The sequence below is a fragment of the Serratia grimesii NBRC 13537 genome, assembly GCF_001590905.1.
GTDB lineage: Bacteria > Pseudomonadota > Gammaproteobacteria > Enterobacterales > Enterobacteriaceae > Serratia > Serratia grimesii.
In genome coordinates this window covers 168423-183791 of sequence record NZ_BCTT01000002.1, presented here as the reverse complement: position 1 = coordinate 183791, position 15369 = coordinate 168423, and the positions used below count along the sequence as shown (strand labels likewise).

Genomic DNA, 15369 nt, shown 5'->3' with positions numbered 1-15369 from the left:
GCATTTTATGGTTCCCGGCTTACCGTCAGTCACCATCAATCATCCTGCCCTGCGGAAGGTGAAATTAATCCGTCGCGATCCTAATAAAGGGTGCGGATTATCTTTGAGTGGCATGACGCCGTGGTAACGAAGCCGGTCAACGCCTCCCCACACCATGACATCACCGTGCTGAAGGAACACTCTTTGTGTTGGATCGCTGCGGGCATTCCCTCCGAACAAAAATATTGCAGGCATGCCGAGAGAGACCGAAACGATAGGAAAACGAAAATCGCGTTCGTTTTTGTCCTGATGCAATGACAGTTTACTGCCAGGCAGATACTGATTTATCAAACAGGCATCCGGAATAAACGCATTGAAGCCCGCCTCTCTGGCCGCTTCAGTCGCAAGTCGGGTAAAAACCAGAGGCATCGGCGGCCAGGCGTTACCGGAGTCCGGATCCTGTGTGGTGTATTGATATCCTCGCCGATGGGTGGTCCAGCCCAGGGCACCACAGTTTGTCAGGCCGACTGACATGGCATACCCGCCGGGAGTCACCATGTTTCGGAAGGGAGAGAGCTTGCACACCTGTTCTATCTCCGGGATCAACTGAGAGATATAAGGCAATGCGAAACCTCCCAGTAAATATGCCTGCTCTCCCAGTAGGATCCGGCGAGGAGGTGCTGTTTCTTCAAGCATTTCAGGAAACTGCATCTTCACCTCGCATCATGAAATATAATACCCATCGTATACCGGTGGCCCCGGGTGATCCGGCTGACACCGTGTCGCATCGCGACTTTCCCCGGCTTGCGTCCGCCAAATACTGGCCTCTGGTTAACCGTAAACACAACGGCATCACCTTTGTTCAGCGCTACAACTTCAGCCCGCCGACTGCGCGATGCCTGTTCTGTCATCACAAACTCGCCTCCGTCAAAATCAATACCCGGCTCAGACAATAAAATAGCAACCTGTATCGGGAAGACATGCTCGCCGTACAAATCTTGATGCAGGCAGTTGTAATCACCAACACCGTACTGCAAAAGTAGCGGGGTGGGTCGGGTTTGCCCGGCTGAATGACAGTGTCGAATATAGTCATCCAGTTCCGCAGGATATGCGTTCTCGATGCCCAGATAGCGGTTCCATCGGTTTGCCAGTGGTGCAATACAGGCATACAGGGAATGGCGTAGTTCATCGAGCAGGCTCGGTAAAGGGTAAGAAAAATACTGGTATTCGCCACGACCAAAGCCGTGACGGGACATAATGATCCGGGCCCGGAAACCTTCTTTCTGTCCGTATAACGCAGAAAGTGCATCACACTGTTCGGGGGATAACAGCGTCGGTAACACCGCGTTGCCGAAGTCGTCAAGTGAACGGGCTGCCGCCTCCCAGTTATAGCGTTGTGCCAGAGATGTGCAGGGAGAATGATTGATGTTCATTGCCGCGCCCCCGGGGCGCTGTGAGCAGCCTCAAATGCCAGCAGCGCGCGTTTTCGCTCCACGCCCCAACGGTATCCAGACAGGGAACCGTCCTGCCGGACCACACGGTGACAGGGGATCGCTACCGCCAAAATGTTTGCCGCACAGGCTCCGGCAACCGCGCGGGCGGCATCAGGCGAGCCTATAATGGCAGCAATCCGGCTGTAGCTCCGGGTCGCGCCGACAGGAATGTCACAGAGTGCTTTCCAGACCTGCTGTTCAAACACCGCTCCACCAATATCGAGGGTCATTTCTCCCTCGACTACGTTATTTTCAATCAGATCCTTAACCTGTTGAACCTGACGAGTCAGCGTTGCAGGAGATTCCGCCGTCTCCGCGCCTGGGAACGCCTGTCTGAGTTGCGTAATGAGATTAGATTTGTCATCGGCCAGAAAAATGGCACAAATCCCGCGTGTAGTACATCCGACCAGAACCAAACCAAACAGACTGGTTGTCACGGCATAAAGTATGGGCTCGCTAATGACGTCGTTTTTGGCTCGGAACAGATACTGTATTGTGGTATTCGCTTCAGGTTTCATTTTTCACCTCAATGTCTGATTGACACTTTCAGCATAACGATGGCCCCTGGTGTTAAATATCCGCTTATTGCGATCAAATTTTTTACTATCAAAAAGCGGTAAGGAACTCGATGAAGCCAGACCAGCCACGACCAGACAATGGTCGTACAATGCCCTGTTGATGAAAAAAGCCCGCTATGCGGGCTTTTTTCATCAACAGGGTAACGACTCAGGAAATATCGCGTGTTGGAACAATTAAACTGAGCTGAGTCAGGGCTGCAACCCCGTCGTCCAGTCCCCGTTCTTCAACAATTTTGCCATCGATGATTTTCAGAATAGTGATCCCGGTAAAATGCATTTTACGACCGGTCGCTGGAGGTAACCCGCCCACAAGAAAATCATTATGTGCCGGTCCGGTGTGGGTACCGCCGCCTTCCCATTGGCCCACTACGTAGTCACCTTCAGCGATAAGATCTGCTGTTCCCCAAAAGTTCAGATCGGGAAATGCTTTGCGAAAATCCGTCATGAACGCTTTGATATCGGCATGACCGTGTCGTGGCTCATGCAATGAGTAGTGCAGTACCATATCAGGAGAAGCTAATTCATCCACCACAGACAGGTCCGGGGTTTCTCCCCAGAATTCAGTAAACCAACGCCCGACGATAGCTTTGTTTTGCTCTTGTTTCGAACTCATTTTGGATCCCTCTGTTAATGTTTTGATTCATCACCGGTGTATTTAACCGGCTTATTTATAAATTAATGCTCAGGCTATTAAATAAAACTCTGTTTCTTGCTTCTTAATTGATTAAGTTACGCACAAGCCGGGTGAGCCTTTCTAGATGACTATCACGAATGCCATTAGCCTGAAGCCCTTCATGGGTCCTGAAAAGATAATCTGCGGCGCTTCCAAGTCCACCTGAAGCTACAGATAAATGTTGCGCAATCGCGTTTTCAACAAGATCTCCAACGTACCTTGGGTGTTCAGAGTCAATGGTGAAAGCCAGCGCCCAGCCAAAGGGTATGTCATTGTGATCCGTTATCTGTACCCAGCGCGGTATATAACCGCTACATATCATTTCTCTGCGCCAGAGCAGCGATAACTCCTGATAAATATTGCCTTCTGAGATCCGGTATGCGGTACCATCACAAAATCCGGCCTTATCAAGGGCCAGCATTAATCCCGGCTGCTGGGCCGTTGCCCGTAGTGCAGTAATTGACAGGCAAAATTTGCGATGCCATCCATTAATTCTGGCAAACTTCCTTTCTGCATACTGAATCGCTGGATTCCAGACCAGAGAGCCATAGCCAAAAATCCATAAATCACCATCGGGCCTGGACTTCATCAGCTCGTCAATGGACTGCTGTTGTTTTGCTTCTGGTATCAACTCCTGTTCTGGGTCGTCTTTTATTACCAGCTCATTGATAAGGCTGAACTGTAAAACCTCTCTTTTCAGTACGGGGTCTGAAACGCGGGTATTGCTAAATTTTTTCTCGCGGAGCTGAAGGGTATTGAAAATCATATTAACCTCATCGTCACTCATATCCTGATAAGGTTAATAATGGTCGTTAATAATAATAAAATATCTCCGTTCCTTGCTAGAAAACTAAATTATGAGCATTCAGATATAAGCAGAAGATAACCATGAAAACGTTAAGATCAGGAAGGGGTGACGGTAATTCCTGAGTGGAATTCATCTCATTGCTAAATTATTCCGCCAATAAATACATTTGAATATATGCCCAGGTTCCGGCCTGAAACATCGAACATAGATACTGAACCGACTCACATCAATGCGCTGTTTTTAAATACAACACAAGCGCATTTTAGTCATCACAACCATGAAGAAAGTCCGGGGTGAGACGTTCCTTCCGGAAAATTTTTAGGGTGTGGATGATGACGTCAGATGTTCGCAGGTTTTTACGCCCAGAAACGTTTTTTATCTGCCGGGACACACAAAACCGGGCAGGATACTCACTGTCGCATCTGCTCATAACGGAGAACCTGCCTGATGATACGTACCTGCCTGCGGGCAGCTCTCTTGCTTTGCCTGACGCCGTTTGCCGCCAACGCCACTGAGTGCTGTATTTTCTTGCAGCAGCCACAGTTGTCACAGGTAAAAACACAGACTCAGGGGGATGCCAACTATCAACGTTTGATACGTGATGCCGACAGTGCATTGCAAAAGCCGTTGCTCAGCGTCACTGATAAAGGCCTGACGCCGCCGAGCGGAGACAAGCATGACTATCTGAGTCTGGGGGCTTATTGGTGGCCAGATGCGAATAAACCGAACGGGTTACCCTGGGTTCGTCGCGATGGGCAGGTGAACCCGGCCAGTAAAAATGCGCAAAGTGATGGGGTACGCTTAGCAGAGTTCACGCAGCGCGTACAGACGCTAGCACTGGCGGGGTATTTCTCCGGCCAACAACGTTACAGCGATCGGGCGATTGCCCTGATTCGTACCTGGTTCATCGATCCATCAACACGGATGAACCCAAATCTCAATTATGCCCAGGGTATTCCGGGCCGTGACAGTGGGCGCGGTAATGGCATTCTCGATGGGCGCTATTTTGCCACCCGCATTATCGACAGCCTGTTATTACTGCAACAGACGCCGGGGTGGACGGCGCAAGATGAAAGCCAGATGCAACAATGGTTTGATCGTTACCTCGATTGGTTGTTACACAGCCCTGCCGGTAAGCAGGAGGCTGCCGCAAAGAATAATCACGGCAGTTGGTATACCGTACAGGTAGCAGGCATTGCTGCCTGGCTCGGGCGTGATGATGTCGTGCGTGATATGACCGAGTTGATGCAGCATAAGTTGGATTTGCAGCTTGCCGTCAATGGTTCCCAGCCTCAGGAGTTGCTGCGCACTCGCTCTTTCCATTACAGCTATTTTAACCTACAGGCGTTGGTGTTGATGGCGGTGGTGGCACAGCGGCAAGGCATTGATCTCTGGCATTACCGTACGGAACAGGGCAGTTCATTATTAGCCGCTCTGGATTTTATGGCTCCGTATGTTGACGCGGCGCATCCGTGGCCTTACCCGAGTCTGGATCGAGTCGGGGTTCGTATCGTTCCGTTGCTGATCCAAACCGACAGCATGCTGAAAACTACGCGCTATCAAGCGGTGATTGAAAAGGCGCAATTTGATGCTGCGCAATGGCAAGGGAAAGAAAGCTACGTGCGGGGGGCGGTGAAAGAAGCGATGCAACAAAGCTGGTTGGAAGCGGGGCGCGAACCGGTCGCGCCCCAATAGTTTACTCGGTGGAGGATGTTTCCCCCTTGCCAGCCAGTAGACTGAGGAAGTCGTACTTTTCCTTCAACTCTTTCTCTGCGGCCTGATACAGCGCACTGGCGACCTCCGGCTGTTGTGAGTTCAGGCGACGGAAGCGCTGCTCTTTTAGCAGGGTTTCGGTCAGGTTGCTGTTTGGCGGCCGGGAGTCCAGCGCCAGCGCAGGTTTGCCCTCATCGGCGCGGCGCGGGTCGAAGCGATACAGTGGCCAGAAACCGGTGGCGGTCAGTTGTTTCATCTGATCGTGGCTGAGTGCCAGATCGTAACCGTGCTCTTCACAGGGGCTGTAGGCGATAATCAGTGACGGGCCTGGATAGGCCTCAGCTTCCTGAATCGCCTTCACCGTTTGGTTGAGCTGTGCACCCAACGAGATTTGTGCCACATACACATGACCGTACATCATCATGCTGACACCTAAGTCCTTACGTGCCTTGCGCTTGCCGTGCTCACCGAATTTGGTGACTGCGCCCAACGGAGTGGCTTTCGACTGTTGGCCACCGGTGTTGGAATAGCATTGGGTATCCAGCACCAGTACGTTGATGTTCTCGGTCAGGCTGAGGACGTGATCCAACCCCCCAAACCCAATGTCATAAGCCCAGCCATCGCCGCCAATCAGCCAGATAGACTTATCCACCAGATAATCGGCGTCGGTTGCCAGTTGGCGTGCGTCGTTACCTTCGATTTTCGCCAACAGGCCGCGCAGTTCAGCGATCTGTTTACGACGTGGTTCTGGTGCGATATCCACCATTTGCAAGGCATTAACCAACTGTGTCGGCAACTGCGGCGCCAGTGTGTTCAACAGGCGCAACACGCGGCTGCGGTGCTGGTCGACGGTCAGGCGGAAGCCCAGACCAAATTCTGCGTTATCCTCGAACAACGAGTTGGCCCAGGCTGGTCCACGGCCTTCGGCATTGGTGGTGTAAGGCGTGGTGGGCAGGTTACCGCCGTAAATAGATGAGCAGCCGGTGGCGTTGGCAATCAATAGCCGATCGCCATAAAGTTGGGTCAAAAGCTTGATGTACGGTGTTTCGCCACAGCCGGAACAGGCACCTGAATATTCGAACAGCGGAGAGATCAGCTGCGACGTGCGAATGTCGATCCGTTCGAGCTGCGCAGGATCGATCTCTGGCAGTTGCAAGAAGAAGTCGTAATGTGCTTTTTCCTCAGCCAGATGCTCCAGGCGTGGCGCCATGTTGATCGCTTTAATGTCCGGATTCTGGCGATCTTTCGCCGGACAGACTTCAACGCACAGGTTGCAACCGGTACAGTCTTCCGGTGCCACCTGCAGCACGTATTTCTGGCCGCGCATATCACGTGCTTTCACATCCAATGATTGCAGTGAGGCAGGGGCATGTTCCATCGCTTCCGGTTGAACCACTTTAGCGCGAATCGCGGAGTGCGGGCAGGCGGCCACGCAGTGGTTACATTGGGTGCACAGATCCGGCTGCCAAATGGGGATATCTTCGGCGATGTTGCGTTTTTCCCACTGAGTGGTGCCAACCGGCCAGGTACCGTCAGGCGGGAAGGCCGATACCGGCAGTGCATCACCGAGTCCGGCCAGCATCGCAGCAGTCACGGTTTTGACAAAGTCAGGTGCAGCGTCGGAGACCACCGGAGGGCGCATTGGGCTGTTGTCGTTAACCGGCTGCAATGGGATCTCAACCAGAGCGTCGAGTGTGGCGGCCAGCGCCTGCCAGTTACGTTCGACAATGTCCTGACCTTTGCTGCTGTAACTGCGGGCGATAGCGTCCTGCAATTGCTGCAACGCGACGTCGCTCGGCAGGATCTGGGTCAGGTGGAAGAACGCCATCTGCATCACGGTATTGATACGTGCCCCGAGCCGGCATTCACGTGCCAGTTTCGCCGCATTGATGATGTAAAAACGCGCCTGACGTTGCAGCAGCACTGCCTGCACTTCCTGCGGTAGACGTGACCATGCTTCTTCGGCACCGTACGGGGTATTGAGCAGGAAGATACCGCCTGGCTTCAAGCGTTCCGCCATCTGGTAGGTGTCGATAAATTGCAACTGGTGGCAGCCCACAAAGTCGGCGCGGTTGACCAGATAGGCCGAGTTGATCGGCCGCTCGCTGACGCGCAGGTGTGACACTGTCAGGCCGCCGGCCTTTTTCGAGTCGTAAACAAAGTAACCCTGTGCGTACATCGGTGTGCTGTTACCGATGATTTTGATGTTGTTCTTGGTGGCGGATACGGAACCATCGCTGCCCAAACCGTAGAACAGCGCCTCCAGCGAAGCACGCTGCGGTAGGGTGTCTTCACTGAGAGGTAAAGAAAGGCCGGTTACATCATCGAAAATGCCGACGGTAAAGCGCGGGCGCGGTTTATCCAATGCCAGTTCGTTAAATACTGCCAATGCGCAGTCTGGTCCGAACTCTTTTGAGGACAACCCGTAACGGCCGCCGATCACCACCGGCATACTGGCACGCTCACCACGGCTGAATGCTTCGGCCAGCGCGGTCATCACGTCCAGATATAGCGGTTCCGCCAACGCCCCCGGTTCTTTGGTGCGGTCCAGTACGGCAATTTTTTTTGCAGTCTCCGGCAGAACGCTGAGCAGGTGTTGTGCGGAAAATGGCCGGAACAGCCGGACTTTCAGCACACCAACTTTTTCACCGCGGGTCAGCAGGGCGTCGATCGCTTCTTCACAGGTACCGATAGCGGACCCCATCAGAATCACCACGCGTTCAGCCTGCGGATGGCCATAATACTCAAAAGGCTGGTATGTCCGACCGGTAATTTGGGCGAATTTATCCATGGCATCAATCACATGCTGGCAAGCTGCGTTGTACCACGGGTTGGTGGCCTCACGTGACTGAAAATAAGTGTCCGGATTGGCAGAGGTACCGCGCACCACGGGGTGGTCTGGCGACAGCGCGCGGCTGCGATGTGCATCAATCGCATCCTGCGGCAGCATTTGGCGCAGAACGTCGTCATTCAGCGGTATGATCTTGTTGATTTCATGCGAGGTACGGAAACCATCAAAAAAGTGAATAAATGGCAGGCGACTGTTGAGGGTCGCGGTTTGAGAAATTAACGCAAAGTCTTGCGCTTCCTGCACATTGCTGGCGCACAGCATAGCGCAGCCCGTCTGGCGTACGGCCATGACGTCGGAATGGTCACCGAAAATTGACAGCGCGTGAGTCGCGATGGTCCGGGCGGCGACATGCAGTACAAACGGCGTCAGTTCACCGGCCAATTTGTACAGCGTCGGGATCATCAACAGCAGGCCCTGTGATGAGGTAAATGAGGTCGACAGCGCCCCGGTTTGTAACGCTCCGTGTACCGTCGCGATCGCACCGCCTTCGGACTGCATTTCCACCACTCGTGGTACGTCTCCCCAGATATTCTGGCGACCGTCACCGGACCAGGCATCCGCTTGCTCTGCCATGGTCGAACTGGGGGTGATGGGGTAGATGGCAATCACTTCGCTGGTGCGATAGGCGACGGAAGCGACTGCATTATTACCATCTGTAGTAATCATCGACTTTACCTTTCATTGCTCAAAAAGCTGCAAAAGTCACCTCTTGCAGTAATTAACAAAGTCTAGCAGAGGGATATATTGGCTCTTTATCGCGTTTGTGTGGCGGATGATAAATCGACAAAAATCGCTGTAAACGGATATTTCTTGAATTAAGATCATGCTGTGATGGAGAATTGTCATCGTTGTTTAACGACAATTTATTTCCGGCACGTCATACTGGTAAACAGGCAAACTTACAGAAGAAAAAACGATGAGTGGATTTATGTATTTGGCCATGGCAATTGTTGCGGAAGTGATCGCGACAACCATGCTGAAAGCCTCTGAGGGCTTTACTCGCCTGTGGCCGTCACTGGTAGTCGTGGTTGGCTACGGTGTGGCTTTCTGGGGGCTGTCGATGGTGGTGAAAACCATGCCTCTGGGTATTGTCTACGCTATCTGGTCTGGTATGGGCATTGTTCTGGTGTCGATTGCTGCAGTATTTGTTTATCAGCAAAAACTGGATCTACCGGCAGTTTTCGGGATGGGATTAATTATTGCCGGTGTACTGGTGATTAATTTACTGTCGAAAACGGCGGCGCACTAATTGTTATTTTAAAGTGAAACACGCCAGCGTGACATTCAGTGACGCTGGCTGAAAGCTTCAGTAATAATAACTGAAAATAACGTATTGATTATACTCACTGCCTTTCACACGGCAGGGTTGTTATTGCAATTTTTATCCTCTGCCTGGCAGCCAACATAAGCACTGTTTTCCTGTCTATGCCCCGAGCCACTCGGCACACCTCAGATCGCCTGTATGCCATCAATCGCCCCTGAATTCGGCTAAGGCCAACCTGCTCTCGGGCCGCGCCCTGGCTGTTCGATATCTGTGCTGCCGACAAGATGGAAAAACCCGGTAACCATAATAATCACTGCGCTGTTCAAATAAACGCCAAATAATTGCAGGAATATATTTTCATTATTTATATATCAGGCTAGATTAAATAGGTTTGCATCAAAGATAACAAAACGCGTCCGCAATAGTGATGCGAGTTATCAGCAATGGCGATTTTACACAGCGAAGTTCCGGGTTCAGGAGTGGAATAATGACAACATCTAAATGGGTGCTGGCCGGCGCCGTACTGCTTTTGGCCGCCTGTAGCAGCAAGAATGAAGAACCAGTCCAGCAGGGCAACAGCGCAAGAATCAATAGCTTACAGACAAGCGCAAACTGCGCCATCGTGGGTGGCGTCACTACCGTGACCCATAATTTGAACGGCGAGGCGATCAGAATGTGCCAGATGCCGAATGGCAAACAGTGCGAAGAATCCACGTTGGGCCAGGGCGCCTGCGCGAGCGCCGGCTAACGGAAAAGAACACCAGGCCGCCGGGCAGCCTGGTGAACAGGGATCACTGCACCCAATCACGCAGTTTATAAACCAGGGTATGGTCACTGCCGCTCAGCGTTAACTGCTGTGCGCTGAGGGTAACTTTTGCCCCATTACCCAGCACATCGCCGATCATGGCATCCCACTGATTGAGCTGCGCATCGGGACACAACATGCGGGTAGAGGCCAGGCCTTTCACCGTCAGTATGCCGTCTCGCAATTGGCCATTGCCGAAGAAGCGGTTACACATGGCACCGGAAACATGCATTGTTTCACCGAACTCAATGTTGGGTCCGTTGCCGCGGTGTGGCTTTACCGCCTCGCCGTCGACGCTCTGCAGCGCAAAATTATGATGTAACAGATCACTTTCTGTGACTGGTTTACCGTTTTTGCTCATTCCACATCCTGCTAACAAGAGCGTTGTTAACGCCACAGCAATGGGCTTCATCATCATCTGTCTTCCTTGCTAAAAACATCAGGCATTGAGCAGATTAGGGCAGTTCTCGCCGCGATCCAGTTGGTTCACGTTTTGCAGCGTGGTTTCCGATATGCTGGTTAGCGCCTCTTCCGTCAGGAAAGCCTGATGACCGGTGAACAACACGTTGTGGCAAGCTGACAGGCGACGGAAAATATCGTCCTGAATCACGTCATTGGATTTGTCTTCAAAGAACAAGTCACGTTCGTTCTCATACACGTCCATACCCAGAGCGCCAATTTTTTGCTGTTTCAATGCATCAATCGCTGCTGAGGAGTCAATCAGGCCACCACGGCTGGTGTTGATGATCATCACGCCATCTTTCATTGCCGAAAAAGCGTCGGTGTTCAGCAAGTGATGGTTTTCCGGCGTCAGCGGGCAGTGCAGGGTGATCACGTCAGACTGTGCGTACAGGGTTTTCAGATCGACATATTCGGCACCCAACTCCAGCGCCTGCTCGCTTGGGTATGGGTCATAGGCCAACAGTTTCATGCCGAACCCTTTGAGAATACGCATGGTGGCGACACCAATTTTACCGGTACCGATTACCCCGGCAGTGCGGTTATGCATATTGAAACCGATCAACCCTTCGAGCGAGAAATTGGCATCACGGGTGCGTTGGTAGGCGCGGTGAATGCGGCGGTTAAGGCACATCATCATCCCTACCGCATGCTCAGCAACCGCTTCTGGTGAATAGGCCGGTACGCGCACCACTTTGATGCCCAACTCTTTGGCGGCATCCAAATCCACATTGTTGAAGCCCGCACAACGCAGAGCCAGGATCTCGACGCCTAATGCTGCCAGCTCTTCGAGGACTTCACGGCTACCGTCGTCGTTGACGAAGATGCAGATGGCTTTACAGCCAGCGGCGTTTTTGGCGGTTTTTTTGCTAAGCAGGAAGTCAAAGAACTCCAACTCATAGCCAAACTGCTGATTCACCAGTTCGAGATATTTACGGTCATACTGTTTAGTGCTGTATATCGCCAATTTCATCGTGGTTTCTCCCGCGTGATTTTGTGATCAATTTAACAGATTTTTGTAAATTCTACAATTGGTTAGCCCGTTTAGGTAACGCTAAAAAGTGGTATGCACCATCACTTGAAGCGGTATCAATTAAAGGTAGCTGGTGACGCTCAAACAGGGAGGATATTCATTGCGTGCAGGAAGGTAAGGGAGGTTGCTCAGCAGAGGCTAAAAAAAATCCCCACGGGGGTGTGGGGAATGGCTTCTCTAGTATAGTTAGCTAGCAGCTGACTTTTGTTAGAATGCTTGCAAGACTATTAATTATCAAAGGTAACGACAATAACAAAAGTCCGAAATAGGTCTCATTCATGTGATGAATATGTAACTAAAACTTACAGTCACCACAGCAATAGCTACAAAAAGGCCGTAAGGGGGTATCTTCGTCGGCCTTGACTTCACCCTATGTCAAATTCATGCCATCATTATTGCTAATTCAGGCATAGACTTACCCTAAACGGCCCTTGGTCCGAAAATAGTGCCTAACTCAGGAATGAAGCAATCATTTAATGACTAAGCGATTGAAAGTATTCATAGGGATTGTGGTGAGCACGCTGATCCTGCTGCTGGCGCTCTGGCAAACGTTGCCGCGTTGGCTACCGCGCGTGCTTTCTCACTGGCTGCCTCAAGGTAGCCAGTTGGTTTTGCAGGGCAAACTGCACTGGCAACAAGGGGCATTGCAGTTGGATGGCGCCCGTTTTTTGGCGCAGGACTGCTTACTTGCCGCCGTCGGACCATCCCGATTGGCTTATCAGCAGGGACGTTGGCAACTGGTCAGCGACAAGCTGACTGTCGATACCGCCTGTTTATCAAAATTGCCTACCAGTGACGCCAACAGTACGCCGCTGGCATTAGACCAATTACAAAAGCAATTACCGCTACTGGATGTCACCATCAAGGATCTTGCCGTGACCCCGTGGCAATACTATGCCGGAAAATTGCAGGTGCGCAGCTCCGCAGAAGGTCAGCATGTCCAGTATCAAGGGCCAAACATCAGCGTTGACGCGTTATTGGACCAACATCAACAATTAACACTCAACGATCTGACCTTGGCTGCGCCCAACAGTCAACAACCACTGCACCTGACCGGTAAGATCGCCATTCCGCTGGATTTGGACAGCATCCCGGCTCAAGGAGCCCTACAGGGCGAGATGCAGACCGGCTATCTGAAAAAACCGTTGCTGTTGGATATGCGCTGGCAACAGCAGCAGGGGGTGCTGACGCTGACGGAAAAGGGAGAAGACAAACCTTTGGCGACGTTGCCGTGGGAAATTAACCCGCAGCAGGTCAGTATTACGCAGGGTGAGTGGCATTGGCCATACAGCCAACAGCCGCTTAACGGTGGGGTGAGCATTGCGCTGCATGACTGGAGCAAAGGGTTTGATGAAACCCAGATCAGCGCTCGTTTGAACGTTATCACCGACGGCCACAACGGCAAAGGCAATGCGGTGCTGACGTTGGGACCGGGCAAGATCGGGCTGATCGACAGCAATCTGCGTTTCCAACTGACCGGTCAGGCGAATCTGGCCGACTTTTCAATGACCGCCTCGATTCCCGGCATCATCAGCGGCACTATCCTTAACCCGACGCTGGTATTACAGCCGGGGTCGTTGTTGCGCCTGTGGGGTAACGCCACGCCAGAAATGAAGCTGGAAGAGGCACGTTTGCCATTGGCTGGCGTAAAAGTCACGGCTGCCGGTATTACGGGGCGTTTGCAGGCCATTATTAACGCCAGTGACAGCTACTGGGGCCGTTTCAAACTGCATCTGGATGGCAAGGCACAAGATTTTTGGCCGGATCACGGCAATTGGCAATGGCGCTACTGGGGCAATGGGCAGTTGCCACCGCTGCAAGCTGCCTGGGATGTCGCCGGCAGTGGCAGTTGGCAGGACAGCACGCTGATTCTTGATCGCCTTTCTACCGGTTTTGATCACTTGAAGTACAGCATCGTGACGGTAGACGCGCCACGCCTTAGTCTCAGCCAACCATTGCGATGGCAGCGTGATGAACAAGCACCTGCGTTCAATGGTGAAGTGCAACTGGTTTCAGGCAAGGTGAGTTTCACCAACGGGGGGTATTTGCCGGCCCCTGTACTGTCACTGCAACTCCAGGGCAAAACGCCGGACAGCTTCCAATTACAAGGAAAGCTGCAAGCGGAGAAAATTGGGCCGATCGCGTTACGTGGCCGCTGGGACGGTGAGCGTCTACGCGGAGAAGGCTGGTGGCCTAAACAATCGCTGAACGTGTTCCAACCGCTGATTTCACCCGATCTGAATATCAAACTGCGCGATGGCGAGTTTTATGCCCAATCTGCATTTTCCGCGGCGCGGGAACAAGGTTTTGAAGCTGGCGGTCACTGGGTGGTGAAAAATGGTGGCATGTGGCTGAAAGACGGCGAGATGAGTGGGCTGGACTTTGTCATGTCTTACCGGCTGAAAAACCATCTGTGGCAGTTGGGTGCCAAGCGACCGGTGATGTTGCGGATCAAATCGTTCAGTAACCTGTTCGATATGCAGAATATCACTGCCGATCTTCAAGGTACCTATCCTTATAGCGATCCCGCGCCGCTGACGTTGAGTAATGTTGGTATGGACGCATTGAATGGGCATATCAGCCTGTCGGCACTGCGAATGCCCCAGCATGACGCTGCGGTGTTGAAGTTAGACAAGGTAGATCTCAGTGCTTTGTTTACCGCGCTGAAGCCAAAACAGTTTGCGATGTCCGGACGTGTTGATGGCGAGTTACCCTTGTACCTGAATCACCCTAAATGGCTGGTACATAACGGTTGGATCGCTAACTCAGGCATGTTGACGCTACGGCTGGACAAGGACATGGCCGATGCGATTGGCAGCAATAATCTGGCGACCGGTGCAGCGATTGATTGGCTGCGCTATATGGAGATCAATCGCTCTCAGGCTCGCGTTGATCTCGACAACCTCGGTGAGTTGACGCTGAAAGCCCGAATTGACGGCGTCAATCCGCAAAAAAGCGCCAAACGAGAGGTTATCCTGAACTATAGCCATCAAGAAAACGTGTTTCAGCTTTGGCGCAGTTTGCGCTTTGGCGACAATTTACAGGAGTGGCTTGAGCAGGCCCTCTCAAAACCTGGGGAACAACCATGAAAATTATTAGCGGACCTTTGCTGGTTGCCGCGCTGAGCATGTCTATGCTGAGTGGCTGCGTGCCGCGCATCGAGGTCGCGACACCTAAAGATCCGATCACCATCAACATGAACGTGAAGATCGAACACGAGATTCACATCAAAGTGGATAAAGATGTAGAGAATCTGCTGAAAGACCAAAGCGGTTTGTTCTAGGAGCCAACATGAAAAAACGTTACTTAGGCTTGATTGGCGCCGGTTGGTTGTTCAGCAGCATGGCGATGGCACTGACACTTGATGAGGCCAAACAGCAGGGGCGTGTGGGTGAAACGCTCAGCGGTTATATCGCACCGGTGAAGCAGGATGCTGAAACACTGACACTGGTGAAAAATATCAATGCCGGGCGCACCGAGAAATACCAGCAAGTCGCGGATGGCAACCATATTGCTATCGACGATGTAGCGCGTATGGCGGGTCAGAAATTGGTGTCGCGTGCCCCCGCTGGGGAGTATGTGCGGGGCATTAACGGCCAGTGGCTGAAAAAATAAAAAAAGCGCGCCATCAGGCGCGCAATAAAATACAGCATTGGATTTTTATGAGGGTAGTGCAGGTTTGACAGGACTTGGGTCATTCTGTTGTAGCTTTG

The 15369-nt window shown here is 52.1% G+C and carries 14 protein-coding genes; 6 read left to right on the top strand and 8 right to left on the bottom strand.

Annotated features, from left to right (window positions below; all coding sequences use genetic code 11):
- Window positions 1-39: 39 nt before the first annotated feature.
- The 5 genes from alkB to SGR01S_RS01740 form a co-directional block, all read right to left on the bottom strand.
- Window positions 40-675 (bottom strand): DNA oxidative demethylase AlkB, encoded by a 636-nt coding sequence (gene alkB, locus SGR01S_RS01760; protein WP_037415998.1) that lies wholly within the window; start codon window positions 673-675, stop codon window positions 40-42.
- Between the two features lie 17 nt (window positions 676-692).
- The gene (locus tag SGR01S_RS01755; RefSeq protein ID WP_061806355.1) at window positions 693-1412 is read right to left on the bottom strand and encodes a 2OG-Fe(II) oxygenase; all 720 of its coding nucleotides are present in this window, start codon (window positions 1410-1412) and stop codon (window positions 693-695) included.
- Window positions 1409-1990, bottom strand: a complete 582-nt coding sequence (locus SGR01S_RS01750) for a methylated-DNA--[protein]-cysteine S-methyltransferase (RefSeq protein ID WP_061806354.1) — start codon at window positions 1988-1990, stop codon at window positions 1409-1411. The genes SGR01S_RS01755 and SGR01S_RS01750 overlap by 4 nt, the downstream gene beginning before the upstream one ends.
- A gap of 208 nt (window positions 1991-2198) precedes the next feature.
- Window positions 2199-2663, bottom strand: coding sequence for an ester cyclase (locus tag SGR01S_RS01745; protein WP_037415671.1), 465 nt, complete (start codon window positions 2661-2663; stop codon window positions 2199-2201).
- A 103-nt stretch (window positions 2664-2766) separates the two neighbouring features.
- On the bottom strand, window positions 2767-3489 hold the full coding sequence (locus SGR01S_RS01740) for a gamma-glutamylcyclotransferase (protein ID WP_082797594.1): 723 nt from the start codon (window positions 3487-3489) through the stop codon (window positions 2767-2769).
- 492 nt (window positions 3490-3981) lie between these two features.
- On the opposite strand from SGR01S_RS01740, the gene SGR01S_RS01735 reads away from it, so the two are divergent.
- A complete protein-coding gene (locus SGR01S_RS01735; protein ID WP_061806414.1) occupies window positions 3982-5226 on the top strand; it encodes an alginate lyase family protein in 1245 nt (414 codons plus the stop codon).
- Between the two features lies 1 nt (window position 5227).
- Here the strand turns inward: SGR01S_RS01735 and nifJ are convergent, their stop codons facing one another.
- Window positions 5228-8761, bottom strand: coding sequence for a pyruvate:ferredoxin (flavodoxin) oxidoreductase (gene nifJ / locus SGR01S_RS01730; protein WP_061806353.1), 3534 nt, complete (start codon window positions 8759-8761; stop codon window positions 5228-5230).
- Window positions 8762-9011: 250 nt separating this feature from the next.
- Here nifJ and SGR01S_RS01725 point away from each other — a divergent pair, with 250 nt between their 5' ends.
- Together SGR01S_RS01725 and SGR01S_RS01720 are read left to right on the top strand one after the other, a co-directional pair.
- Window positions 9012-9344, top strand: a complete 333-nt coding sequence (locus SGR01S_RS01725) for an SMR family transporter (protein WP_037415669.1) — start codon at window positions 9012-9014, stop codon at window positions 9342-9344.
- 502 nt (window positions 9345-9846) lie between these two features.
- Window positions 9847-10107: a DUF333 domain-containing protein gene (locus SGR01S_RS01720; RefSeq protein WP_037415666.1), complete on the top strand. Its 261-nt coding sequence runs from the start codon at window positions 9847-9849 to the stop codon at window positions 10105-10107.
- Between the two features lie 43 nt (window positions 10108-10150).
- Here the strand turns inward: SGR01S_RS01720 and hslJ are convergent, their stop codons facing one another.
- A complete protein-coding gene (gene hslJ, locus SGR01S_RS01715; RefSeq protein WP_061806413.1) occupies window positions 10151-10579 on the bottom strand; it encodes a heat shock protein HslJ in 429 nt (142 codons plus the stop codon).
- A 24-nt stretch (window positions 10580-10603) separates the two neighbouring features.
- Window positions 10604-11596 carry a 2-hydroxyacid dehydrogenase gene (locus tag SGR01S_RS01710; RefSeq protein WP_061806352.1) on the bottom strand — a complete coding sequence of 331 codons (993 nt, stop codon included), beginning with the start codon at window positions 11594-11596 and terminating at the stop codon, window positions 10604-10606.
- A gap of 536 nt (window positions 11597-12132) precedes the next feature.
- Between SGR01S_RS01710 and SGR01S_RS01705 the strand changes: the two genes are divergently transcribed.
- Genes SGR01S_RS01705 through SGR01S_RS01695 form a run of 3 tightly spaced genes read left to right on the top strand, consistent with a single transcriptional unit; the run spans window position 12133 to window position 15271 of the window.
- A complete protein-coding gene (locus SGR01S_RS01705) occupies window positions 12133-14745 on the top strand; it encodes a YdbH family protein (RefSeq protein ID WP_061806351.1) in 2613 nt (870 codons plus the stop codon).
- Window positions 14742-14939 (top strand): YnbE family lipoprotein, encoded by a 198-nt coding sequence (locus SGR01S_RS01700; RefSeq protein ID WP_061806350.1) that lies wholly within the window; start codon window positions 14742-14744, stop codon window positions 14937-14939. Before SGR01S_RS01705 ends, SGR01S_RS01700 begins: the two co-directional genes overlap by 4 nt.
- A gap of 8 nt (window positions 14940-14947) precedes the next feature.
- Window positions 14948-15271 (top strand): YdbL family probable chaperone protein, encoded by a 324-nt coding sequence (locus SGR01S_RS01695; protein WP_061806349.1) that lies wholly within the window; start codon window positions 14948-14950, stop codon window positions 15269-15271.
- Window positions 15272-15369 lie beyond the last annotated feature (98 nt).

Excerpts from the sequence above, each read along its gene's own strand:
- nifJ (WP_061806353.1), bottom strand. The coding sequence starts at position 8,761 with ATGATTACTACAGATGGTAATAATGCAGTCGCTTCCGTCGCCTATCGC.
- SGR01S_RS01740 (WP_082797594.1), bottom strand. The coding sequence starts at position 3,489 with ATGATTTTCAATACCCTTCAGCTCCGCGAGAAAAAATTTAGCAATACC.
- SGR01S_RS01755 (WP_061806355.1), bottom strand. The coding sequence starts at position 1,412 with ATGAACATCAATCATTCTCCCTGCACATCTCTGGCACAACGCTATAAC.
- SGR01S_RS01720 (WP_037415666.1), top strand. The coding sequence starts at position 9,847 with ATGACAACATCTAAATGGGTGCTGGCCGGCGCCGTACTGCTTTTGGCC.
- SGR01S_RS01695 (WP_061806349.1), top strand. The coding sequence starts at position 14,948 with ATGAAAAAACGTTACTTAGGCTTGATTGGCGCCGGTTGGTTGTTCAGC.
- SGR01S_RS01750 (WP_061806354.1), bottom strand. The coding sequence starts at position 1,990 with ATGAAACCTGAAGCGAATACCACAATACAGTATCTGTTCCGAGCCAAA.
- SGR01S_RS01745 (WP_037415671.1), bottom strand. The coding sequence starts at position 2,663 with ATGAGTTCGAAACAAGAGCAAAACAAAGCTATCGTCGGGCGTTGGTTT.
- hslJ (WP_061806413.1), bottom strand. The coding sequence starts at position 10,579 with ATGATGAAGCCCATTGCTGTGGCGTTAACAACGCTCTTGTTAGCAGGA.
- SGR01S_RS01705 (WP_061806351.1), top strand. The coding sequence starts at position 12,133 with ATGACTAAGCGATTGAAAGTATTCATAGGGATTGTGGTGAGCACGCTG.
- SGR01S_RS01710 (WP_061806352.1), bottom strand. The coding sequence starts at position 11,596 with ATGAAATTGGCGATATACAGCACTAAACAGTATGACCGTAAATATCTC.
- SGR01S_RS01725 (WP_037415669.1), top strand. The coding sequence starts at position 9,012 with ATGAGTGGATTTATGTATTTGGCCATGGCAATTGTTGCGGAAGTGATC.
- SGR01S_RS01700 (WP_061806350.1), top strand. The coding sequence starts at position 14,742 with ATGAAAATTATTAGCGGACCTTTGCTGGTTGCCGCGCTGAGCATGTCT.
- alkB (WP_037415998.1), bottom strand. The coding sequence starts at position 675 with ATGCTTGAAGAAACAGCACCTCCTCGCCGGATCCTACTGGGAGAGCAG.